Raw genomic sequence first — 20,641 nt, 5'->3', positions numbered from 1 at the left:
TCGAGCACGCGCGCGAGACATCAGGGCTGGTCGAGCTGGGGATCGATCTCGTGCAGCGGGATCGTCGTCAGCGCCGACAACTGCTCCACCAGCGCGCGATGCACCAGCAACCGCAGGTCCGGCCGCGAGATCGCGCGATACTCCAGCGGCCGCCGGTACAGCACGACCCGGGCCGGCTCGTCGCCGACCGGTTCGACGGCGGCAGCCAACGGCGCCTCGCCCTCCTGCCAGGCGTCGGTGATCTCGGGGACGTCGACGACCCCGACCTGCACCCCGGCGATGGCCCGCGGGCAGGAGGCGCGCACCCGGCGTACCGATTCGGCGACGGCATCGTCGAAGAAGGCCGCCCGACCGGGCGGCCGGCGGGGCGAGGCGGGCCGTCGGGTCAGCGGATTCGGCGCCGCGAGCGGCCCGCGCAGCCCTCGCTCATGGCGGTCGCGTCGCATGCCGCCGACCCTACCCGCGGGTCGGCGGGGCCGATGGGCCCTCGCTGGTGTGTCGAACCCGGGCCCGCGCCCGCCGCGCCACTAGCCTCGAATGGCCGGACGTAGCCGGGGGCGCGTCGGTGTCGGCACCACGAGGCAGGGGAGCAGTCATGGCACGCAGGCGCTGTACGCGTACCGCATGCACAGGTTGGGCGGTCGCCACCCTGACCTACGTCTACGCCGACTCGACCGCGGTCCTCGGGCCGCTCGCCCTGCGTGCCGAGCCGGGCTCCTACGACCTGTGCCGGTCGCACTCGACCGGGCTGTCGGCGCCGCGCGGGTGGGAGATCATCCGGCTGCCCGACGACACCTCCGAACGCGAGAAGGCGGCGAACGACGATCTGCTCGCGCTCGCCGATGCGGTGCGGGAGGCCGGTCGCGGTTACGACGACGAGCGCCCCGCGCGCCGCGACGACCCCGCGCGGAACGGACTGGTCGAGGTCGCCCGGCGCGGTCACCTGACCGTGCTGGCCGAGCCGCCGACCGGCGCGGAGGCCGATGGGCCCGGCGGGGGCGATCGCGGCTAGTCTTCGCGCGTGCTGCAGGACGGAATCTTCAAGGCAAATGACATCCGTGGCGTGCTCGGGGGAGCAACTGCCGAATGGGACGCCGACGGCGCCCGCGCCGTGGGCGCGGCGTTCGCCGACGCGATCGGGCTGGGGCCGGGCAGCTCGTGCGTGATGGGCCGCGACATGCGGCTCAGCGGCCCCGAACTCGCTGAGGCCTTCGCGGCGGGGGTGATCTCGCGCGGCGCCGATGTGATCGACATCGGGCTGGCCAGCACCGATCAGCTCTGGTACGCCTCGGGCAGCCTCGATCTCCCCGGCGCGCAGCTCACCGCGAGCCACAACCCGGCCCGCTACAACGGCATCAAGTTCTGCCTGGCGGGCGCGCGGCCGGTCAGCTCCGAGCTGCTTCGCGACGTCCGCGACCGTGCGTTCGCGATCGAGCGCGGCGAGACCGGCGAGACCGGCGCGCCGGGCGTGACCCCCGGCCGGGTGATCGAGCGCGACGTGCTGGACGGGTACGCCGAGCACCTGCGCTCCCTGGTCGACCTGTCGGGCCTGCGGCCGCTGCGGGTGGTCGTCGATGCGGGCAACGGCATGGCGGGTCTCACCGCGCCGGTCGTCCTCGGCCCGCTCGATGTCGAGGTGGTCGGTCTCTTCCTCGACCTGGACGGCAGCTTCCCCAACCATCAGCCGAACCCGCTGGAGCCGGAGAACCTGGTCGACGCCCAGCGGGCCGTGCGCGAGCACGGTGCCGACTGCGCGCTCGTCTTCGACGGCGACGCCGACCGCTGCTTCGTGGTCGACGACACCGGCGCCGTGGTCGACCCGTCGGCGATCACCGCGATGATCGCCAGCGCCGAGCTCGGGCGCGAGCCGGGCGCGGCGGTCGTCCGCAACACGATCACCTCGCGCACCGTCGCCGAGGTGGTCGCCGAGCAGGGCGGGCGCAGCGTGACCTCGCGGGTCGGGCACACCTTCGTCAAGGCGGCGATGGCCGACAACGACGCGATCTTCGGCGGCGAGCACTCCGCGCACTACTACTTCCGGGACTTCTGGTTCGCCGACACCGGGATGCTCGCCGGGCTGCACGTGCTCAGCCAGCTCGGCCGCAGCGACCGTCCGCTGTCGGAGCTGGTCGAGAGCTTCCGCCGCTACACGCCGTCGGGGGAGATCAACTCCACGGTCGCCGACGCCGACGCCGTGCTGCGCCGCTTCGCCGACGCCTTCGCCGGGCGCGGGGAGATCGAGTGGGGCGACGGCGTGTTGATCAACGCCGAGGACTGGTGGGTCAACCTGCGCCCGTCCAACACCGAGCCCCTGCTGCGGTTGAACATCGAGGCCCGCACGCCGGAGCAGATGACCGCGCTGCGCGAGGAGGTGCTGGAGATCATCCGCGGTACGCCGTCGCGGCCGACCGGCTAGCGGCACAATGCCGCGAACGCGATGCGTCGCTGCGCCTAGACTGCCCGCATGGAGTCCGGACCCGACGACGGCGTGGCGCTCAGCGCCGATCTGCTCGACATCCTCGCCTGCCCGCGCTGCCGCCAGCGGTTGGCGGTCGATCATGATCGCGGCGAGTTGATCTGCCTCGGGCCGGAGTGCGGTCTGGCGTACCCCGTCCGGGACGGGATTCCCGTGCTGCTCGTCGACGAGGCGCGCCCCACGCTCGCCGGCCGTCCCGCCTGAGGGGCAGCGGTGGCAGAGTTCGACGACGCCCGACTGGAGAATCCGCTGGCGCTGGGTCGCGCCGACGATGTGCTGCGCCGGCTGGCGTCGGCCGGGGCGCGGGTACGCCGGGAGGCCGAGGGTGCCGAGAGTGGGCGCGCGGCGCTGCGCGACCTCCCGCGACCGCGGGCGGTGATCGCCGCGGGCGGCGAGGCCCGGCTGATCCGCGCGCTGCTGGAGCCGACCTGCCCGGTGCCGTTCCTGGCCTGGCCCCGCCCCGGCCTGCCCGGCTGGGTCGGCGCGCTCGATCTGGTGGTGGTCAGCGCCTCCGACGGCGGTTCGCCCGACCTGATCGCCACCGTCCGCGAGGCGGTACGCCGCGGCGCCACCCTGATGATCGCCTGCCCGGTGCCGTCCGCGATCGCCGAGTTCGCCGGCGGCCGTTCCAGCATCGTGTTGCCGACCGTGACCGGCGACCCGCTGGCCGCCGTCGTGATCGCCCTGGCCGGCCTGCACGACGCCGGGCTCGGCCCGTCCACCTCGCCGGAACAGGTTGCCGACGCCATGGACCGGGTTGCCGAGGACTGTTCGCCGCACGAGAGCATCGCCACCAACCCGGCCAAGGACATCGCGCTCGGCCTGGCCGATGCGCAGCCGCTGATCTGGGGCGGGTCGGTACTGGCCGCGCGGGCCAGCCGCCGGATCGCCGAGGCCATCCGGGCCGCGACCGGGCGGGCCGCGCTGGCCGCCGATGCGGGCGAGCTGGCGCCGGTGATCGAGGCGGCCGGCCGCCGAGACCCGTTCGCCGATCCGTTCACCGACGATGCGCCCGCCGATCGACGCCCGGCCCTGATCGAGCTCGACGACGGCTCGGCCGACGAGCACGTCAGGCTGGACCGCAACCGGCTGACCGGCGCCGCGGCCCGCCACGACGTCCGGGTCTGCCTGATCTCGGCCCAGCACGGGTCCGACCTGGAGCGCTACGCCACCGTCCTGCAGACCGGGCTCTTCACCGCCTGCTATCTCGCCGTCGGCCTGGATCGGCTCCAGTGATGGTTCCCATCTTCGGCGGCGCTGGCACAATGGCGTCTCGTGAGCGCTGAGGGAGGGACCAGGGCCGTCGTGGCGGCCCTGACGGCGAATCTGTCGATTGCCGTCGCGAAGTTCGTCGCCTGGGGGCTGACGGGTGCCTCCTCGATGCTGGCCGAGGCGATCCACTCGGTCGCCGACTCCGGCAACCAGGTGTTGTTGCTGATCGGCGGTCGGCGCGGCCGGCAGCCGGCCGACGCCGAGCATCCGTTCGGCTACGGCCGGGTCCGCTACCTCTATGCCTTCGTCGTGTCGATCGTGCTGTTCTCCGTCGGCGGCCTGTTCGCGCTCTACGAGGCGTACCACAAGTTCGAGGAGGTACGCACCGGCCACCCGAACGAGCTGCTGGAGAGCCAGTGGTGGTGGGTGCCGCTGGCGGTGCTGGGATTCGCGATCATCGCCGAGTCGTTCTCCTTCCGCACGGCGCTCAAGGAGGGCAATGCCGCGCGCGGCCGGCAGAGCTTCCCCGCCTTCATCCGCAATTCCAAGTCCCCGGAGCTTCCGGTGATCCTGTTGGAGGATCTGGCGGCCCTGATCGGTCTGGTCCTCGCCCTGTTCGGTGTCGGCCTGACCCTGCTCACCGGCAACGGGATCTTCGACGTGATCGGCACCGCCATGATCGGCGTCCTGCTGGTCGTCGTCGCCGCCGTGCTGGCCTGGGAGATGCGCTCCCTGCTGATCGGCGAGTCGGCGAGCGCGGAGGACATCGAGGCGATCACCGAGGCGATCACCGGTACGCCCGGGGTCGACCGGCTGCTGAACCTGCGTACCCTGCAGCTCGGCCCCGACGACGTTCTGGTCGCGGCCAAGATCTCCGTTGCCGATGCGACCAGCGCCGACGATGTCGCCCGGGTGATCAACGCCGCGGAGGAGCGGATCGCCGCCGCCGAGCCGACGGTCACCCACTGCTACCTCGAGCCCGACATCTACGCCGCCGACTACCGGCCGGCACCGCGACCCGACGGCGCGGAGCACTGATGCGCGTACTCGTTCTGAACGGCCCCAATCTCGGCCGCCTCGGTCGCCGCGAACCGGAGATCTACGGGTCGCTCACCCATGATCAACTCGCGGCACAACTGGTGGACTTCGGGTCCGGACTGGGCCTGGGTATCGAGGTCCGGCAGACCGACGCCGAGGCCGAGATGATCGGCTGGTTGCACGAGGCCGCCGACGAATCGCTGCCGGTGGTGCTGAACCCGGCGGCGTGGACCCACTACTCGATCGCGATCGCCGATGCCGTCGCCCAGCGCACGGCGGACCTGATCGAGGTGCACCTGAGCAATGTGCATGCCCGCGAGGAGTTTCGGCGACACTCCTACATCACCCCCTACGCCACCGGTGTGATCGCCGGCCTCGGCGTCGACGGCTATCGGCTCGCGCTGCGTGCCCTCGCCGACCGCATCGCGCGCCGAGACGAGGAACAGGAATGACGATGACCGACGAGCTGCTCGACGACGAGGTCGTCGACACCGATCCCGAGCCGCTCTCCCGGCGAGCACTGGGGCTGATCCTGGTGATCTGCTCCGCGGTCGGGCTGTTCTGCGCGATGGCGCTGAGCATCGAGAAGATCACCTTGCTGCAGAATCCGGACCAGGCGCTGGTCTGCGACATCAACGCGCAGATCCAGTGCGCCGAGGTGATGCGCTCGTGGCAGTCGAACGCGTTCGGCTTCCCCAACCCGTTCCTCGGCCTGGTCTGCTTCGGAATCACCATCGCCGTCGGCATGGGGCTGCTGGCCGGGGCGCGGTTCGCCGAGTGGTTCTGGGGCGGCCTGCAGGCGGGAGTGATCTTCGGCGCGGTCTTCGTGCACTGGCTGATGATCAACACGATGTTCGACATCGGCGCCATCTGCCCCTACTGCATGGCGGTCTGGGCCATCACGATGCCGATGTTCTTCGCGGTCACGGCGCGCAACCTGCATGCCTGGCGTGGCTCGATCCCGGCCGGGCTGCGGGGCGTCACCGACTTCGTCTCCCGGATGGCGCTCCCGCTGACGGTGGTCTGGTGGATCGCCGCCGCCGCGCTCGTCGTCTCCGTCATCTTGTTCGTGCTCTGAGCTGCTCGGCGCCCCGGCGCGGCTTCGTGTGCCGGCCCGCGGGGCCTAGGATGTCCGCGGACACGACGAAGGGAACCCTGTGACCACGACCACCGATGCCAGCACCGACTTCCGGGTCGCCGACCTCGGGCTCGCCGACTTCGGCCGCAAGGAGATCACGCTCGCCGAGCACGAGATGCCGGGCCTGATGGCGATGCGCGAGCGGTACGCCGAGTCGCAGCCGCTGGCCGGCGCCAGGATCGCCGGGTCCCTGCACATGACCGTGCAGACGGCCGTGCTGATCGAGACGCTGGTCGCGCTCGGCGCGCAGGTGCGCTGGGCGTCGTGCAACATCTACTCCACCCAGGACCATGCCGCGGCGGCGGTGGCCGTGGGTTCGGGTACGCCCGAGGCCCCGGCCGGCGTACCGGTATTCGCCTGGAAGGGCGAGACCCTGGAGGAGTACTGGTGGTGCACCGAGCAGATCCTGAACTGGCCGGACGGCGAGCACCCGAACATGATCCTCGACGACGGCGGGGACGCGACGATGCTGCTGCACTCCGCGGTCGAGTACCTGAAGGCCGGGCGGGTGCCCGAGGCCGGCGAGGACGACCCGGAGGAGCTGCGGGTCCTGCTGGCGCTGATCGCGGACAACCTTGCCGAGCAGCGCACCGACTGGGTGGCGCTGGCCAACGAGATCAAGGGCGTCACCGAGGAGACCACCACCGGCGTGCACCGGCTGGCCGAGATGGCCCGCGATGATCAACTGCTGTTCCCGGCGATCAACGTCAACGACTCGGTGACCAAGTCGAAGTTCGACAACAAGTACGGCTGCCGGCACTCGCTGATCGACGGCATCAATCGCGCCACCGACGTGCTGATCGGCGGCAAGGTCGCGGTGGTCTGCGGCTACGGCGACGTCGGCAAGGGCTGCGCGGAATCCCTGCGCGGGCAGGGCGCCCGGGTGATCGTGACCGAGATCGATCCGATCTGTGCGCTGCAGGCGGCGATGGACGGCTACCAGGTCGCCCGGCTCGAGGACGTCGTGGAGACCGCCGACATCTTCGTCACCGCCACCGGCTGCAAGGATGTGATCACCGCCGACCAGATGTCGCGGATGAAGCACCAGGCGATCATCGGCAACATCGGCCACTTCGACAACGAGATCGACATGGCCGGGCTGGCCCGGATCGACGGGGTGGTCAAGGACGAGGTGAAGCCGCAGGTGCACACCTGGACCTTCCCCGACGGGCGCTCGATCATCGTCTTGTCCGAGGGCCGGCTGCTGAACCTCGGCAACGCGACCGGGCACCCGAGCTTCGTGATGAGCAATTCCTTCACCAACCAGGTGCTGGCCCAGATCGAGCTGTTCACCAAGCCCGACGAGTACCCGGTCGGCGTCTACGTGCTGCCCAAGCACCTCGACGAGGAGGTCGCCCGGCTGCACCTCGGCGCCCTCGGCGTGGAGCTGACCGAGCTGACACCGGAGCAGGCGAGCTATCTCGGCGTGGAGCAGTCCGGCCCGTACAAGCCGGAGGCGTACCGCTACTGACCGCGGGCGCGCCCGCGATCCGACCCCGCGAGCTGAACCGGCATCCGCGAGCTGAATCGGCATCCGCGAGCTGAGTATCGTTCGCGGCTGCCGGTTCGGCCCGCGGATTGTGGGTTGCCCTTGTTACCGCGAACGGAACCGGCATCCGCGGGTCGGGCGTACCCGCATGGCCGATATCGACCGCTCGTCAGGGTTTTGGTCATCGATCTGGGTCGGCGGGCGCCAATATCCGGGCGAGTGGTCGGTTGTGGCGGACGGTCGGCGGGTCAGGCGTGGACGCGGCGTCGATGAGTGCGGTCGGGGCCGCGCGTTGCGGTGGGTCCGTGCGGTGGCTGAGGTCGGGCGTACCCGCATCGCCGATATCGACCGCTCGTCAGGGTTTTGGTGGGCGATTTGGGTCGACGGGCGCCGATATCCCGGCGAGTGGTCGGTATCGGCGAGGGGGTACGCGAACTGCCGCGCGGCGGGCGCCGACATCCCCACAAGTGGTCGGTTGTGCCGAGGGGTACGCGAACGACCTCAGTCCTCGCCGTCCTCCGGGCGCAGGGTCTCCCAGATCTCCTTGCACTCCGGGCAGACCGGGAACTTGTCCGGGTTGCGGCTCGGGACCCACACCTTCCCGCACAGCGCGATCACCGGCGTACCCATCACCATCGCCTCGGTCAGCTTGTCCTTCGCGACGTAGTGCGAGAGCCGTTCATGATCACCCGGCTCCACCGGGGTGGTGTCGGTGCGCTCGTCGAGGATCGTCTCCGCGCCCGGGCTCAACTGCTGCTGCGTCATGGGCGGGAGTCTACGTCGGCCCCGTTGCGCCGACCTGGACCCGCGTTGCGTTGACGTGAAGCGGGGTCGAGGTGGTTGCATGACCCTGTGCCCGACCGTCCCTCCGATGTCACCGCGTCGACGTCCCGATCGGTCGGCGGCGTGTCCGTGCGGGCGGACGGCACGATCCGACCCACCCCGATGCTGATCATCGGCATGGTCTCGGGGGTGTTCAGCGCCGCCTTCGAGAACATCGCGGTGGCGACCGCCATGCCGGAGGCGGCGCGCGACCTCGACGGCCTGACCTACTACGCCTGGGCGTTCACCTTGTTCGTCATCGGTCAGCTCGTCGGCACGGCGGTCGGCGGCCGGGTGAACGACCGGATCGGGCCGCTGCGCCCGATGCTGATCGGGTTCGCCCTGTTCGCCGTCGGGCTCGTGGTCGCGGGGGTCGCGCCGGTCTGGCCGATGCTGCTCGTCGGCCGGCTCACCCAGGGGCTCGGCGCCGGCGCGATGTTCGTCAGCCTGACCGTGGTGATCGCGCGGCTCTTCGACGATGCGGACCGGGCGCGGGTGATGGCGTGGATCTCGGCCGCCTGGGTGGTGCCGGCCTTCGTCGGGCCGCCGATCGCGGGCTGGCTGGCCGAACGGCTGTCCTGGCACTGGGTCTTCTTCTCCGTGCTGCCGCTGCTGTTGCTCGCGGCGGTGCTGGTGATCCCCATCGTGGTCCGGGTGGCGCGCGCCGGTCTGCTCGACGCCGATGCCGACAATGCGACCCCGATTCCGCTGTGGGCACCGGGGTTGGCGGCGGCGGCCGCGGCATCCCTGCAGGCGGCCGGCCAGTCGTGGGCGGCCGGGATGGCGCCGCTCGCCGGGCTGTTCGCCGCCGTCGGGGTGGTGCTGCTGGTGATCGCGCTGCCGAAGCTGATGCCGGAAGGGTTCGCGCGGATGCGGCGCGGCCTGGCCTCGGTGGTCTGGTGCCGGATGATCTTCCCCGGCGCGTTCTTCGGTGCCGAGTCGTTCCTGCCGCTGATGCTGGTCGAAACCCGCGGCCTGAGCCTGACCCTGGCCGGAGCGATCCTCACCGTCGGCTCGCTCGGCTGGGCCCTCGGCGCCTGGGGCCAGTCGCGCCCGTGGGTGCGGGGGAGCCGCAATCGGCTCGTCGTGTTCGGGGTGATCGCCGTCGCGGTCGGGGTCGGCGTGGCTTCGATCGCGTCCTGGCTGCCGGCCGCCTGGCCCGGGATCGTCGCCCTCGGCTGGGTGATCGCCGGCCTGGGGATGGGGCTCGCCGTGGCGAGCACCAGCCTGGTCGTGATGACGCTGTCGCCGACCGCGCAGCAGGGCCGCAATGCCGCCTCGCTGCAGATCGCCGAGGGCATCGGCGTCAGCATCTTCGTCGGCCTGTCCGGCACGATCTTCGCCGCGCTGCACCCGTCGGGAAACCTGCCGCTGACCTTCGGCACCGTCGCCTCCGCGATGATGGTCGTCGCCGTGTTGGCCCTCCCGTTCGCCCTCCGGATCGGCCGCGTCAGCGAGACCGTCCCCCTGCGCTGACGCGCGCCCGGTCACCGAAGCGGCTCATCTCGACGGCGGTCCGGGCGGCCTCGGCGCCGACATTGTGGCCGCCGGCGCCCTCGCTGCGGGCCAATGCCTGGTCGATGTTCTCGGTCGTCAGTACGCCGAAGACGACCGGTACGCCGGTGTCCAGCCCGACCCGCATCAGCCCGGCCGCCGCCTGCCCGGCGACATGATCGAAATGCGCGGTGTCGCCGCGGATCACGCAGCCGAGTGCGATCACCGCGTCATGATCAACCGCCAGCCGCCGACAGGCGAACGGCAGCTCGAACGCGCCCGGCACCCAGGCCTCCACGGCCGGTTCCCCGCCGAGGCCCGCCAGCTCGCGCCGCGTACCCTCCAGCAGCCGCATCGTCACGTGATCGTTGAACCGCCCACACGCCACGGCGATCCGCAGACCCGTCGCGTCGAGGGCGGGCTCGACCCGCCCGGCGTACCTCACATCCGTGCCCATGCCAGCCTCTCCTCCAGGTGTGCGGACAGTTCCGCGATCGTGATCATCGGTAGGGCGTGCCGGGCGGCGAACCGACGCAGCTCGGGCGCGCGGGCCATGCCCCGCTTGTCCGCCGTCACCACCTCGCACAGCACACCCGCGGGCGCCCGCCCCGCCAGGCGCGCCAGGTCGACCGCGGCCTCGGTGTGCCCGGGCCGCTCCGCAACCCCGCCCGGCCGCGCCCGCAGCGGCACCAGGTGCCCGGGCCGGCGCAAGGCCTCGGGCCCGGCCGACGGATCGGCCAGCGCCCGGGCGGCACCCGCGCGCTCCGCGGCGGAGATCCCCGTCCCGGCGTCCGCGACGTCGACGGTGACCAGGTACGCCGTGCGCAGCGGGTCCTCCTGCGCGCTCGTCATCGCCGGCAGCGCGAGCTCGTCGGCCCGCTCGGGCGTGATCGCGCAGCAGATGAAGCCCGAGGTGTGGGCCAGGAAGAACGCCAGCGACGACGCGTCGGCCGCGTCCGCGGCCATGATCAGATCGCCCTCGGCCTCGCGGTCGGCGGCATCGAGCACCAGCGCCATCCCGCCCGCCGCGATGGCGGCGACCGCCTCCTCGACCGCGCTCATCGCTCGTCCCGCCACGCGAGCAGCCGCTCGTCCCGCCACGCGAGCAGCCGCTCGTCCCGCCACGCGAGCAGCCGCTCGACATGCTTGGCGGTCACATCGGCCTCCAGATGCACCGCATCGCCCGGCGCCCGGCGGCCGAGCGTGGTGACCGAGGCGGTGTGCGGGATGATCGCCGCGCCGAAGGAATGATCATCCGGCTCGACCACCGTCAGGCTCACCCCGTCCACGGCGATCGAGCCCTTCGCCACCACATAGCGCGCAAGATCATCCGGCAGCGACACTCGCAGGTCCGGGGCGGGGGAGAGGACTCGCCCGATCCCGTCGACATGACCGGTGACCAGGTGCCCGTCCAGCCGTCCGCCCAGCCTGGCCGGGCGCTCCAGATTCACCACGTCGCCCGCCACCAGCTCGCCCAACGCGGTACGCCGCAGCGTCTCGGCGCTGAGATCGGCGCGCCACCAGTCGGCACCCCGCTCCACCACGGTCAGGCAGCAGCCGTTGACCGCGATCGAGTCGCCGAGCCCCGCATCGGCCAGCACCTCGGTGCAGGTGATCACCAGTCGGCCGGCCCCGGCCTCCACCACGGTGCCCAGCTCGGCCACGATTCCGGTGAACATCAGGCCACCCCCTTCTCCAGCTCGACCACGAGATCGCCGCCGAGATGGCGTACCCCGGCGATCCGGCCGCGCCACACCTCGTCGATGCTGCGCGCCCCGCTCCCGCGGAACAGCGGCGCCGCATCGTCGCCGCCGAACAGCGCGGGCGCCAGGTGCATCAGGTAGCGGTCGACCAGCCCCGCCCGGTGGAAGTCGTGGGCGACCCGGGAGCCGCCCTCCACCAACAACTGCAGCACGCCGCGGCGGCCGAGATCGTCCAGCACGCCGGGCAGCGGCCCGGACAGCTCCAGGCACGGGTGCACCCGCGCCCCCGCCGGCGCCCGGCCGAGCACCACCCGCAGCGGATCTCGGCCGGCGACCGCCCGCACCGTCAACTCGGGATCGTCGGTGCGCACCGTGCCCGCCCCGACCAGCACCGCGTCGCATTGCGCCCGCAGCCGGTGCGCCTCCGCGCGGGCGGCGTCCCCGGTCACCCAGCGCGAGCTGCCGTCGGCGGCCGCGATCCGGCCGTCCAGGCTCGCCGCGAGCTTCATGATCACGAACGGCCTGCCCGTCCGCCGATGGGTCAGATAGGGCCGCAGTTGATCCGTCGCTCGATCCGTGCAAACCCCTTCGGTGACGGCGATCCCGGCAGCTCTCAGCCGTGCGGCGCCGCGCCCGTCGACCCGCGGATCCGGGTCGCCGACCGCGAACACCACGCGCGCCACGCCCGCCCCGATCAGGGCCTCGGTGCAGGGCGCGGTGCGGCCGTGATGATCACACGGCTCCAGCGTCACCCACACGGTGGCGCCGGTCACGTCGGCGCCCCCGGCCCGCGCCGCGTCCAGCACGACCTGTTCGGCGTGCCGGCCGGGCGGGGGCTCGGTGGCCCCGGCGAACTCCCGGCCGTCGCGGGTACGCAGGATCGCGCCTACCCAGGGATTGGGTGAGGTCAGGTGGCGAACCCGATCAGCCTGTGTGATCGCTCGCCGCATGCCCCACTCGTCGGACTCAGGTGCGAAGCTCGCGCCCGTCATCGGTCCTCCAGCGGTCCATGCGAGCGCGCGCTGCCGCGTACCGTGCTCCGCACGCGCGTACGCTGCCGCGCACCCTCGCTCTCATCCGGACTGACGATCGCCTCGAGCGACCGAACACCGTCGGTCCCGGAATTGCGCCGGGTCGGCCAGGGTCGCATCGGGCGACCGAGGTTCGCGGACTGTCACCGCCGGTCAGGAATTGCACCGTGCCCCGCGAGGGGTCGACGCACACCCTAGCGCCGGCCCGGTGGGGTGCGTCGGGTGTCTCGACGGTCGGCCGCTCCCCCTAGGATGGGGCCAGTGAGCTCGCCCGATCCGCAACCGCTGGTCGTCCATGCGGACAAGCTCTCCCCGGCGTTCCCCGATCGGGCCGCGTGGGGCACCGTCAAGCAGTTGCGGGCCTGGCAGGCCGCGGCGCTGGAGGCCTATCGCGAGACCCAGCCGCGCGACTTCCTCGCGGTCGCGACCCCGGGCGCGGGCAAGACCTCGTTCGCGCTGACCCTGGCCGCCGAGCTGCTCAACCGGCGCATCGTCGAGCGGATCACGGTGGTCGCGCCCACCGAGCACCTGAAGACCCAGTGGGCGCAGGCGGCCGCCCGGATCGGCATCCAGATCGACCCGAACTTCGGCACCCGGCAGGGCCGGACGTCGGCCGACTTCCAGGGCTTCGCGCTCACCTATGCCGGCGTCGCCGCCAACCCCAACGCCCTGCGGATCCGCACCGAGCAGCGCAACACGCTGGTCATCCTGGACGAGATCCACCACGCCGGCGACGCGCGCTCCTGGGGCGAGGCGGTACGCGAGGCGTTCGAGCCGGCCCGGCGCCGCCTGGCGCTGACCGGTACGCCGTTTCGCTCCGACGCCAACCCCATCCCGTTCGTCCGCTACGAGCCCGACGGCACCGGCGCGCTGCGCTCCCGCGCCGACTATTCCTACGGCTACGGGCCGGCGCTCGCCGACGGCATCGTCCGCCCCGTCCTGTTCCTGGCCTACTCCGGCGACATGCACTGGCGGACCAAGGCCGGCGACGAGCTGACCGCCCGGCTCGGCGGGCCGCTGACCAAGGACCTCGCCGCGCAGGCGCTGCGCACCGCGCTCGATCCCGGCGGCGCCTGGATCCCCGCGGTGCTGCGCGCCGCCGACACCCGACTGAGCGAGGTCCGCTCCGGCGTACCCGATGCCGGCGGCCTGGTGATCGCCGGCGACCAGACCAACGCCCGGGCGTACGCGAAGATCCTCACCCAGCTCACCGGCCGCAAGCCGGCGCTGGTGCTGTCCGACGAACCCGGCTCCAGCAAGCGGATCAGCGACTTCGCCGAATCCGACGAGCGCTGGATGGTCGCGGTCCGGATGGTCTCCGAGGGTGTGGACGTGCCGCGGCTCGCCGTCGGCGTCTATGCCACGCCCACGCTGACCCCGCTGTTCTTCGCCCAGGCGGTCGGCCGGTTCGTCCGCGCCCGCGCCAAGGGCGAGACCGCGTCGGTGTTCCTGCCCAGCATCGCGCCGCTGCTCGGCCTGGCCGCCGAGCTGGAGGCCGAGCGCGACCATGCCCTGAAGCCGCCGACAGCGCAGGACGAGGCGGCGCTGCTGGCCGAGGCCGAGCGGGAACAGACCGAACCCGATGCCGACCTCGACGAGGGCGCCTTCACGGCGCTGGCGAGCGAGGCCGACTTCGAGAAGGTGCTCTTCGACGGCGGCGAGTTCGGGCTGCAGACGATGGCCGGCAGCGACGAGGAGCGCGACTATCTCGGCCTGCCCGGGCTGTTGGAGCCCGATCAGGTGAAGGACCTGCTGCGCCGCCGCCAGGCCGATCATCTGGAGCGTTCCGAACAGCGAGGTACGCCGACCCAGCCGCGGCCGGTCGCCGGGCACCAGCAACTACGCGAGCTGCGCAAGGAACTGAACGGCCTGGTCGGCGCCTGGCACCACCGCACCGGCAAACCGCACGGCGTGATCCACAACGAGCTGCGCGAGGCCTGCGGCGGCCCCGCGGCCGTGGCGGCCGATGCCGAGCAGCTCACCTCCCGGATCGAGCGGATCCGGGCCTGGGCCACCCGCGCCTGATCAGGTCAGGGAAAAATAGATCCAGCCCAGCAACACGGCGAGCAGGAACGCCCCGATCGCCAGCAACAACCACATCAGCACGCCACCGCGGCGGCGCTCCGGCTCCGCTGCCGGGCGCGCCGCCGGCAGGTAGCTCCAGTCGTTGACCATCTGCCCGTGCGCCGGCACGTTCGGCACCGGCGGTGCCGGTTGCGCGCCCTGCGGATGTGGGGCCTGCGTGGGTGCGGCCGGAGGCTGTGGGGTACGCGTCGGCTGGGCGGCGGGCCGCTCGGACCAACTCTGCCGCTGCCGGGCCGCGGACTGCTCCGACCACGACACGCGCTGCCGCGACGCGGGCGGCAGCGAGCCCGGCGAGGGCGCGGAATGCGAGGGCGCACCCTCGGCGGGACGCTCCGGCAGGGTCGGCCAGGCCGGCGGGGCCGTGACCCGGCGTACCCGCGTCAGGTCGACCGCGGTCGTGCTCGGCTCGGCACCATCGGCCTCGATCTGCCCGGCGATCCGGTCCAGCCGGTCCGCCAGGGCCTTCGCCGACGCGGGCCGCGCCGATGCGTCCCGGGCGAGCGCGTGCCGCAGCACATCGTCCAGGTCGGTCGGAATCCCGAGCCGCTCGGCGATCGGCTCCGGGTGCTGGTCGGCGGTGCGGTTCAGCAGGTCGGCGAGATTGCGTACCCGAAACGGCGGCCGGCCGGTCAGCAGGGCGTAAGTCACGCAGCCGATCGCGTAGATGTCGGCGCGATGGTCGAACCCGGCGCCGGTCGCCTGCTCCAGCGCCATGTAGGACGGCGTACCCGCCGTCATCGTCCCGCCCACGTCGTCGACCATCGACTTCGCGACGCCGAGATCGGACAGCCGGATCACCAACGACCCGTCCGCCCGCGTGTCGAGCAGCAGATTTCCCGGCGTGACGTCGCGGTGCACCACCCGGTGATCGTGCAACACCTGCAGCGCCCGGCAGGCCTCGGCGGCCGCGCGGATCGCCTGCGCCGGCGCCCGCAGCTCCCGCCGCCACTGGTCGAGCGAGCCGGCATCGCAGTAGTCCATGACGAAATACGGCCGACCGTCGTCCAGCTCGCCGATGTCGTAGACCCGGATGATCCGGTTGTCGGAGATCCGGCGCATCAGCCGGGCCTCGCTGACGAACCGGCCGCGCACGTCCTCGCGCGCCGACCAGTTCTCCGCCAGCACCTTGATCGCCACCGGCACGTCGAGATCGTCGTCGTGGCCCTGCCAGACGGTCGCGAACGAACCCGCGCCGATCCGCGCGACGAGCCGATAGCGTCCGATCCGTTCCATGGTCCTCCTAGTGTCGGCACGAACGGGGCCAGAAGCCAGCCCATCGGCCGCTCCCGGCCGGATTCGACCGATTCTCCCCGCCGGCGGCCGAGAGGGGACAATGGCCGGGTGAGTGACATTCCCGTCGGCCGCCCGCCCGCCCCGCCCGGCCGTCACGCCGCACCGGCCGGCTGGTACCCCGATCCCGTCGACCCGCGGCGCGCCCGCTACTGGGACGGCTGGCAGTGGAGCCGGGACACCCGCGAACAGGACCCGGGTTCCGCCGCGCCCGGTACGCAGCAGCCCGGTTTCCAGCAGGCCGGCAACCACCACGTCGGAGGGCAGCCGGGGGCGTCGTCCTTCGGTACGCCGGGTCGCGGCGGCAAGGCCGTCGCCACCGCCGACGGCGTACCGCTCGCCGCCTGGGGCGCGCGTCTCGGCGCCTGGCTGCTGGACCTGGTGATCATCGGCGTGGTCTGGGTGCTGATCACGCTGCCGATCTGGCAGCGGCTCTTCGCCCGGGTCGGCGCCTACTACAACGAGGCGCTGGCCGCCGAGCAGGCCGGCCTGCCGATCCCGCCGCAGCCCGATCCGGAGACGCTGCTGTCGCCCGACGATCAGCTCTGGCTGTCCGGGGCGCTGCTGCTCGCCGCCATCGTGATCCACGTCGGGTTCCTGGCCTGGCGCTCGGCCACGCCGGGCCAGTTGCTGGTCGGGATCCGTGCGGTGCCGGTCGATCGCGGCCGCGAGCCGGGCCGACTCGGCGCGGGCGCCGTCGCCGCGCGCACGGTCGCGCGCGGGCTGCTGCCGCAGATCTGGCTGCTCTGGCCGCTGGTGATCATCGACGGTGTGGTCGCCGCGACCGACCCGAAACGCCAGTCGGTGCACGACAAGATCTCTCGCACCCAGGTCATCCGCACCCGCTGATGAGCACCGCCTCCCCGCTGCACGAGCTGGCCGTCGCGCACGGCATCGCCACCGAGTACCAGGACTGGCGGCAGGTCCGGCGTACCGCCTCCGACGCGACCCTGCGCGCGGTGCTCACCGACCTCGGCGTCGACGCCTCCACCCCGGAGCGGATCGACGCCGCCCTGGCGGCCGCGCGCGCCGCCGCGGCCGCGCTGCCGCCGGTGATCATCGCCCGCGAGGGCCGACCCGGCACGGTGCCCGCGCCCACCGGAACGCTCGCGGAGCTGGTCACCGAGGACGGCGCTCGCCGCTCGCTCGGTCCCGCCCGGTCCGGCGAGCTGGCGCTGCCGGGGGACCTGCCGCTCGGCTATCACCGGCTCGACCTGGCCTCACCCGCACGCCGGATCGCGCGGACGCTGATCGTCGTCCCCGAGCGCATCCCGGTGCCGCCCGCGCTCGCCGCGACCCGCCAGTGGGGCACCGCGACGCAGGTCTACTCGATGACATCGGCGCGCTCGTGGGGGATCGGCGACCTGGCCGATCTCGCCGACCTGGCCCGCTGGTCGGGCCGCGAACACGGCGCGGGATTCGTGCTGGTCAACCCCCTTCAGGCCGGCGGGGTGGTGCCGCCGCTGGAGCCCTCGCCGTATCTGCCGGCCAGCCGGCGGTTCACCGATCCGCTGTACCTGGCGATCGATCGGCTGCCCGAGTACGCCGCCCTGTCCGCCGCCGAGCGTGCCGAGGTGGACCGACTCGCCGACGCCGCCCGTGCCTCGCTGGGCGAACTGATCGATCGCGATGCCGTCTGGAACGCGAAGCTGGCCGCCCTGCGCATCCTGTTCGGACACGTCGACCGGGCGGGCGAGGCGCTCACGGCGTACCGCACCGCGTGGGGACGCCCGCTGACCGATTTCGCGACCTGGTGCGCGCTGGCCCGCGAGCACGGCCCCCGCTGGCAGGACTGGCCGGCCGGCCTGCGCAGTCCCGAGCTGCCGGACGTCGCGGGGTACGCCGACGCGCATCGCGACGAGATCGACTTCTGGTGCTGGGTGCAGTACGCGGCCGACGCGCAGCTCGGCGAGGTTCAGGCCGGAGCCCGCGCGGCCGGGATGGCGCTCGGGGTGATGCACGACCTGGCGGTCGGCGTCAGCCCGGACGGGGCCGACGCCTGGGGCCTCGGTGACGTGTTCGCCCGGAGCTGCCGGGTGGGCGCGCCGCCGGATGCGTTCAACCAGCTCGGGCAGGACTGGGGCCAGCACCCCTGGCGCCCGGACCGGCTGGCCCAGGTCGCCTATGCGCCGTTCCGGGACATGGTCGCCGGGATCCTGCGGCATGCGGGTGGTCTGCGGATCGATCACGTGATGGGCCTGTTCCGGCTCTGGTGGGTGCCCGGCGACGCGGCGCCCACCGAGGGCACCTATGTGCACTACGACCATGAGGCGATGCTCGGCATCCTCGCGCTCGAGGCGCAGCGGGCCGGCGCGGTGATCGTCGGCGAGGATCTCGGCACCGTCGAGCCCGAGGTGCGGACGGAGCTCGCCGGCCGGGGTGTGCTCGGCACCTCGATCCTGTGGTTCGAGCAGGACTGGGACGCCGGCGTACCGCTCGAACCGGGGCAGTGGCGGCGTGACTGCCTGGCCTCGGTCACCACCCACGACCTGCCGCCGACGGCCGGCTATCTCGACGGCGTACACATCGCGCTGCGCGACCGGCTCGGCCTGCTGACCATTCCGGTCGCCGACGAGGAGGCTGCCCTGGCCGCCGACATCGCGCGCTGGCGGGAGATGCTGGCGCGGCACGGCCTGCTGGCGCCGGGCGCCGGCCCGGACGCGATGATCGAGGGCCTGCACGCCTTCCTCGGGCTCACCCCCGCACGTTTGCTGGGGGTGTCCGTCTCGGACCTGGCCGGCGATCGTCGGGCACAGAACCAACCGGGCACCAGCGACGAGTACCCGAACTGGCGGCTGCCGCTCGCCGACGCCGACGGGCGCACGGTGCTGCTGGAGGAGCTGATCGCCTCGCCGAGGGCCAACGCTCTGGCCGAGGTGATGCGCGCCGCGTCGGCCCGCGACGCGTCAGCCGGCGCCGCGTCAGCCCGCGACGACTCCCCGTAGCGAGACGCCGGCACCGGCCAGCTCGTCACTGACCTGCTGGACCCGATCGGCGGCGACCGCGGCGGTCAGATCCAGCAGCACGGTCGTCGCGAACCCCTCGCGGGCGGCATCCAGCGCCGTCGCGCGGACGCAGTGGTCGGTCGCGATGCCGCAGATCTCGACCTCGCCGATCCCCTGCGCCCGCAGCCAGTCGGCCAGCCTCGCCCCGCCGGGTTCGGTGCCCTCGAAGCCGGAGTAGGCGGCGCTGTACTCGCCCTTGTCGAAGATCGCGGCGAAGTCGCGAAAGGTGAGTTGATCATCGAACTCCACCCCGGGCGTACCCGCCACACAGTGCGGCGGCCAGGAGTCGACGAAGTCGGGTTCGGTGGAGAAATGATCACCGGGGTCGATGTGATGATCACGGGTGGCGACGACGGTGGCGTAGCCGTGCTGGTCCGCCAGCAGCCGGGAGACGGACTCGGCGACCGCGTGGCCGCCGGACACCCCGAGCGCGCCGCCCTCGCAGAAGTCGCGCTGCACGTCGACGACGATCAGGGCCCGACCGGAAGTGGTCGGCGCGGCGGCGTTGATGTCGGCATGGGTCATCGTCGGCTCCGATAGGGGCTCAGAAGTTGATCACCGTCGGGTTCGACGTAGATGGTCTCGATCACCGGGCCGCCGCGCGACATCTTGCGCGCATCCAACGGCAGCTCGGCCCGCGCGCGGACATGCCGCTCCCGCGCCGCGGTCAGGGGTTCGTCGCCGACGATCTCGCCCTCGCGAACCAGCGGCACCAGCAGCGGGCGGTCGTTGTGATCACCACGCGCGGGCTCGCCGATGCCGATGACCTCCGCCTCGGCCACGCCGCGCTCGTCCAGGCGGCGCAGGGCGTACTTGCGCCCCCCGATCGAGGTCTTGTTGGTGGACTTCTTGGCCACCGGGACGAGGGGAGAGGCGGGGTCGGCGTCGACGGCGCGCGCGACCAGCTTGTAGACGAATCCCGACGTCGGGTGGCCCGATCCGGTGACCAGGGCCGTGCCGACTCCGTAGCCGTCGACCGGCGCCCCGGACAGGGCGGCGATGTTCCACTCGTCGAGATCGGAAGTGACGATGATCTTGGTCTTGGTGGCGCCGAGTTCGTCGAGCTGTCGGCGTACCCGGCGGGCCGCCTCGGCCAGGTCGCCCGAGTCCAGCCGGATGGCGCCGAGCTCGCCGCCCGCGAGCTCGATGCCGGTGCGTACCGCCTCGGCGACGTCGTAGGTGTCGACCAGCAGGGTCGTGCCGGTGCCGAGTGCGTCGAGCTGGGCGCGGAACGCCTCGCGTTCGGAGTCGAACAGCAGGGTGAACGAGTGCGCCGCCGTGCCGGCCGTGGGTACGCCGTAGCGGCGCCCGGCCTCCAGATTGGAGGTGGTCTCGAAACCCGCGATGTAGGCGGCGCGGGCCGCCGCGACCGCGGCCAGCTCCTGGGTACGCCGCGAACCCATCTCGATGCACGGCCGGCCGTTCGCCATCGCCGTCATCCGCGACGCCGCCGATGCGATCGCCGAGTCGTGGTTGTAGATCGACAAGAACACCGTCTCCAGCAGCACCGCCTCGGCGAAGCTGCCCTCGACCACCAGCAGCGGCGATCCCGGGAAGTAGATCTCGCCCTCGGGATAGCCCCAGATGTTGCCGGAAAAGCGGTAGTCGGCCAGCCAGTCGGCGGTCACATCGTCGACGACCTCGCGGTCGCGCAGGAACGCCAGCGACTCGTCATCGAACCGGAAGTGCCGCAGCGCCCGCAGCGCTCGACCCACGCCGGCGACCACGCCGTAGCGGCGGCCCTCCGGCAGGGTGCGCCCGAACAGCTCGAAGACGCTGTGCCGCTGCGCGGTGCCGGCCTGCAGCGCGGCGCGCAGCATGGTCAACTCGTACTGGTCGGTCAGCAGGGCGGTGGTGG

Annotated in this window: 21 protein-coding genes and 1 riboswitch; of the genes, 12 read left to right on the top strand and 9 right to left on the bottom strand. The window is 72.5% G+C overall.

Translation table 11 applies throughout. From position 1 onward, the window contains the following. Nucleotides 1-20 precede the first annotated feature (20 nt). Complete coding sequence (locus GGQ54_RS03750; RefSeq protein ID WP_179444165.1) at nucleotides 21-446, bottom strand: metallopeptidase family protein; 426 nt, start codon at nucleotides 444-446, stop codon at nucleotides 21-23. Nucleotides 447-595: 149 nt separating this feature from the next. Here GGQ54_RS03750 and GGQ54_RS03745 point away from each other — a divergent pair, with 149 nt between their 5' ends. The 8 genes from GGQ54_RS03745 to ahcY all read left to right on the top strand — a co-directional run bounded on the left by GGQ54_RS03745 (nucleotide 596) and on the right by ahcY (nucleotide 7,335). Continuing rightward, nucleotides 596-1,012, top strand: coding sequence for a DUF3499 domain-containing protein (locus GGQ54_RS03745; protein ID WP_179444164.1), 417 nt, complete (start codon nucleotides 596-598; stop codon nucleotides 1,010-1,012). 9 nt (nucleotides 1,013-1,021) lie between these two features. Beyond that, nucleotides 1,022-2,416, top strand: a complete 1,395-nt coding sequence (locus GGQ54_RS03740) for a phosphomannomutase/phosphoglucomutase (protein WP_179444163.1) — start codon at nucleotides 1,022-1,024, stop codon at nucleotides 2,414-2,416. Nucleotides 2,417-2,464: 48 nt separating this feature from the next. Next, nucleotides 2,465-2,680 carry a Trm112 family protein gene (locus GGQ54_RS03735; protein ID WP_218843677.1) on the top strand — a complete coding sequence of 72 codons (216 nt, stop codon included), beginning with the start codon at nucleotides 2,465-2,467 and terminating at the stop codon, nucleotides 2,678-2,680. Nucleotides 2,681-2,689: 9 nt separating this feature from the next. Next, nucleotides 2,690-3,712, top strand: a complete 1,023-nt coding sequence (locus tag GGQ54_RS03730; RefSeq protein WP_179444162.1) for an SIS domain-containing protein — start codon at nucleotides 2,690-2,692, stop codon at nucleotides 3,710-3,712. Between the two features lie 39 nt (nucleotides 3,713-3,751). Continuing rightward, nucleotides 3,752-4,726 carry a cation diffusion facilitator family transporter gene (locus GGQ54_RS03725; protein ID WP_179444161.1) on the top strand — a complete coding sequence of 325 codons (975 nt, stop codon included), beginning with the start codon at nucleotides 3,752-3,754 and terminating at the stop codon, nucleotides 4,724-4,726. After that, on the top strand, nucleotides 4,726-5,178 hold the full coding sequence (gene aroQ, locus GGQ54_RS03720) for a type II 3-dehydroquinate dehydratase (protein WP_179444160.1): 453 nt from the start codon (nucleotides 4,726-4,728) through the stop codon (nucleotides 5,176-5,178). Before GGQ54_RS03725 ends, aroQ begins: the two co-directional genes overlap by 1 nt. Then, complete coding sequence (locus GGQ54_RS03715) at nucleotides 5,175-5,804, top strand: vitamin K epoxide reductase family protein (RefSeq protein WP_179444159.1); 630 nt, start codon at nucleotides 5,175-5,177, stop codon at nucleotides 5,802-5,804. Before aroQ ends, GGQ54_RS03715 begins: the two co-directional genes overlap by 4 nt. A gap of 79 nt (nucleotides 5,805-5,883) precedes the next feature. Beyond that, nucleotides 5,884-7,335 carry an adenosylhomocysteinase gene (gene ahcY / locus GGQ54_RS03710; protein WP_179444158.1) on the top strand — a complete coding sequence of 484 codons (1,452 nt, stop codon included), beginning with the start codon at nucleotides 5,884-5,886 and terminating at the stop codon, nucleotides 7,333-7,335. Between the two features lie 519 nt (nucleotides 7,336-7,854). Here ahcY and GGQ54_RS03705 read toward each other — a convergent pair. After that, nucleotides 7,855-8,118, bottom strand: a complete 264-nt coding sequence (locus GGQ54_RS03705; RefSeq protein WP_179444157.1) for a DUF3039 domain-containing protein — start codon at nucleotides 8,116-8,118, stop codon at nucleotides 7,855-7,857. 87 nt (nucleotides 8,119-8,205) lie between these two features. Here GGQ54_RS03705 and GGQ54_RS03700 point away from each other — a divergent pair, with 87 nt between their 5' ends. Then, nucleotides 8,206-9,651 carry an MFS transporter gene (locus GGQ54_RS03700; RefSeq protein ID WP_179444156.1) on the top strand — a complete coding sequence of 482 codons (1,446 nt, stop codon included), beginning with the start codon at nucleotides 8,206-8,208 and terminating at the stop codon, nucleotides 9,649-9,651. Here the strand turns inward: GGQ54_RS03700 and ribH are convergent. From ribH to ribD, 4 genes are read right to left on the bottom strand one after another with little or no spacing between them, the layout of a single operon-like run. After that, nucleotides 9,626-10,126: a 6,7-dimethyl-8-ribityllumazine synthase gene (gene ribH / locus GGQ54_RS03695; protein ID WP_179444155.1), complete on the bottom strand. Its 501-nt coding sequence runs from the start codon at nucleotides 10,124-10,126 to the stop codon at nucleotides 9,626-9,628. The two genes, GGQ54_RS03700 and ribH, sit on opposite strands and share 26 nt — an antisense overlap. Further along, a complete protein-coding gene (gene ribB / locus GGQ54_RS03690) occupies nucleotides 10,111-10,731 on the bottom strand; it encodes a 3,4-dihydroxy-2-butanone-4-phosphate synthase (protein ID WP_179444154.1) in 621 nt (206 codons plus the stop codon). Before ribB ends, ribH begins: the two co-directional genes overlap by 16 nt. Next, nucleotides 10,728-11,348 (bottom strand): riboflavin synthase, encoded by a 621-nt coding sequence (locus GGQ54_RS03685; RefSeq protein WP_179444153.1) that lies wholly within the window; start codon nucleotides 11,346-11,348, stop codon nucleotides 10,728-10,730. Before GGQ54_RS03685 ends, ribB begins: the two co-directional genes overlap by 4 nt. Beyond that, nucleotides 11,348-12,364 carry a bifunctional diaminohydroxyphosphoribosylaminopyrimidine deaminase/5-amino-6-(5-phosphoribosylamino)uracil reductase RibD gene (gene ribD / locus GGQ54_RS03680; protein ID WP_179444152.1) on the bottom strand — a complete coding sequence of 339 codons (1,017 nt, stop codon included), beginning with the start codon at nucleotides 12,362-12,364 and terminating at the stop codon, nucleotides 11,348-11,350. Before ribD ends, GGQ54_RS03685 begins: the two co-directional genes overlap by 1 nt. A gap of 69 nt (nucleotides 12,365-12,433) precedes the next feature. Further along, nucleotides 12,434-12,587: riboswitch (FMN riboswitch) on the bottom strand. Nucleotides 12,588-12,664: 77 nt separating this feature from the next. Here ribD and GGQ54_RS03675 point away from each other — a divergent pair. Further along, entirely contained in the window at nucleotides 12,665-14,428 is a 1,764-nt protein-coding gene (locus GGQ54_RS03675; RefSeq protein WP_425487394.1) for a DEAD/DEAH box helicase, read from the top strand. Here GGQ54_RS03675 and GGQ54_RS03670 read toward each other — a convergent pair whose 3' ends face one another. Next, on the bottom strand, nucleotides 14,429-15,721 hold the full coding sequence (locus tag GGQ54_RS03670; protein ID WP_179444150.1) for a serine/threonine-protein kinase: 1,293 nt from the start codon (nucleotides 15,719-15,721) through the stop codon (nucleotides 14,429-14,431). A 108-nt stretch (nucleotides 15,722-15,829) separates the two neighbouring features. On the opposite strand from GGQ54_RS03670, the gene GGQ54_RS03665 reads away from it, so the two are divergent. Then, nucleotides 15,830-16,627 (top strand): RDD family protein, encoded by a 798-nt coding sequence (locus GGQ54_RS03665; protein ID WP_179444149.1) that lies wholly within the window; start codon nucleotides 15,830-15,832, stop codon nucleotides 16,625-16,627. After that, on the top strand, nucleotides 16,627-18,723 hold the full coding sequence (gene malQ, locus GGQ54_RS03660; protein WP_179444148.1) for a 4-alpha-glucanotransferase: 2,097 nt from the start codon (nucleotides 16,627-16,629) through the stop codon (nucleotides 18,721-18,723). Before GGQ54_RS03665 ends, malQ begins: the two co-directional genes overlap by 1 nt. Here malQ and GGQ54_RS03655 read toward each other — a convergent pair. Together GGQ54_RS03655 and GGQ54_RS03650 are read right to left on the bottom strand one after the other, a co-directional pair. Further along, nucleotides 18,700-19,308, bottom strand: a complete 609-nt coding sequence (locus tag GGQ54_RS03655) for an isochorismatase family protein (RefSeq protein WP_179444147.1) — start codon at nucleotides 19,306-19,308, stop codon at nucleotides 18,700-18,702. The genes malQ and GGQ54_RS03655 overlap by 24 nt on opposite strands. Then, nucleotides 19,305-20,603, bottom strand: a complete 1,299-nt coding sequence (locus tag GGQ54_RS03650) for a nicotinate phosphoribosyltransferase (protein ID WP_179446407.1) — start codon at nucleotides 20,601-20,603, stop codon at nucleotides 19,305-19,307. The genes GGQ54_RS03655 and GGQ54_RS03650 overlap by 4 nt, the downstream gene beginning before the upstream one ends. Nucleotides 20,604-20,641 lie beyond the last annotated feature (38 nt).

It is taken from the genome of Naumannella cuiyingiana (assembly GCF_013408305.1).
Classification (GTDB): domain Bacteria; phylum Actinomycetota; class Actinomycetes; order Propionibacteriales; family Propionibacteriaceae; genus Naumannella; species Naumannella cuiyingiana.
Note: the sequence above shows the minus strand (reverse complement) of the source record. Positions and strands in the feature narration are given on the sequence as shown.

Excerpts from the sequence above, each read along its gene's own strand:
- GGQ54_RS03685 (WP_179444153.1), bottom strand. The coding sequence starts at position 11,348 with ATGTTCACCGGAATCGTGGCCGAGCTGGGCACCGTGGTGGAGGCCGGG.
- GGQ54_RS03745 (WP_179444164.1), top strand. The coding sequence starts at position 596 with ATGGCACGCAGGCGCTGTACGCGTACCGCATGCACAGGTTGGGCGGTC.
- ribD (WP_179444152.1), bottom strand. The coding sequence starts at position 12,364 with ATGACGGGCGCGAGCTTCGCACCTGAGTCCGACGAGTGGGGCATGCGG.
- ribB (WP_179444154.1), bottom strand. The coding sequence starts at position 10,731 with ATGAGCGCGGTCGAGGAGGCGGTCGCCGCCATCGCGGCGGGCGGGATG.
- GGQ54_RS03750 (WP_179444165.1), bottom strand. The coding sequence starts at position 446 with ATGCGACGCGACCGCCATGAGCGAGGGCTGCGCGGGCCGCTCGCGGCG.
- GGQ54_RS03735 (WP_218843677.1), top strand. The coding sequence starts at position 2,465 with ATGGAGTCCGGACCCGACGACGGCGTGGCGCTCAGCGCCGATCTGCTC.
- GGQ54_RS03650 (WP_179446407.1), bottom strand. The coding sequence starts at position 20,603 with ATGCTGCGCGCCGCGCTGCAGGCCGGCACCGCGCAGCGGCACAGCGTC.
- aroQ (WP_179444160.1), top strand. The coding sequence starts at position 4,726 with ATGCGCGTACTCGTTCTGAACGGCCCCAATCTCGGCCGCCTCGGTCGC.
- GGQ54_RS03670 (WP_179444150.1), bottom strand. The coding sequence starts at position 15,721 with ATGGAACGGATCGGACGCTATCGGCTCGTCGCGCGGATCGGCGCGGGT.
- GGQ54_RS03705 (WP_179444157.1), bottom strand. The coding sequence starts at position 8,118 with ATGACGCAGCAGCAGTTGAGCCCGGGCGCGGAGACGATCCTCGACGAG.
- ribH (WP_179444155.1), bottom strand. The coding sequence starts at position 10,126 with ATGGGCACGGATGTGAGGTACGCCGGGCGGGTCGAGCCCGCCCTCGAC.
- GGQ54_RS03655 (WP_179444147.1), bottom strand. The coding sequence starts at position 19,308 with ATGACCCATGCCGACATCAACGCCGCCGCGCCGACCACTTCCGGTCGG.
- malQ (WP_179444148.1), top strand. The coding sequence starts at position 16,627 with ATGAGCACCGCCTCCCCGCTGCACGAGCTGGCCGTCGCGCACGGCATC.
- GGQ54_RS03715 (WP_179444159.1), top strand. The coding sequence starts at position 5,175 with ATGACGATGACCGACGAGCTGCTCGACGACGAGGTCGTCGACACCGAT.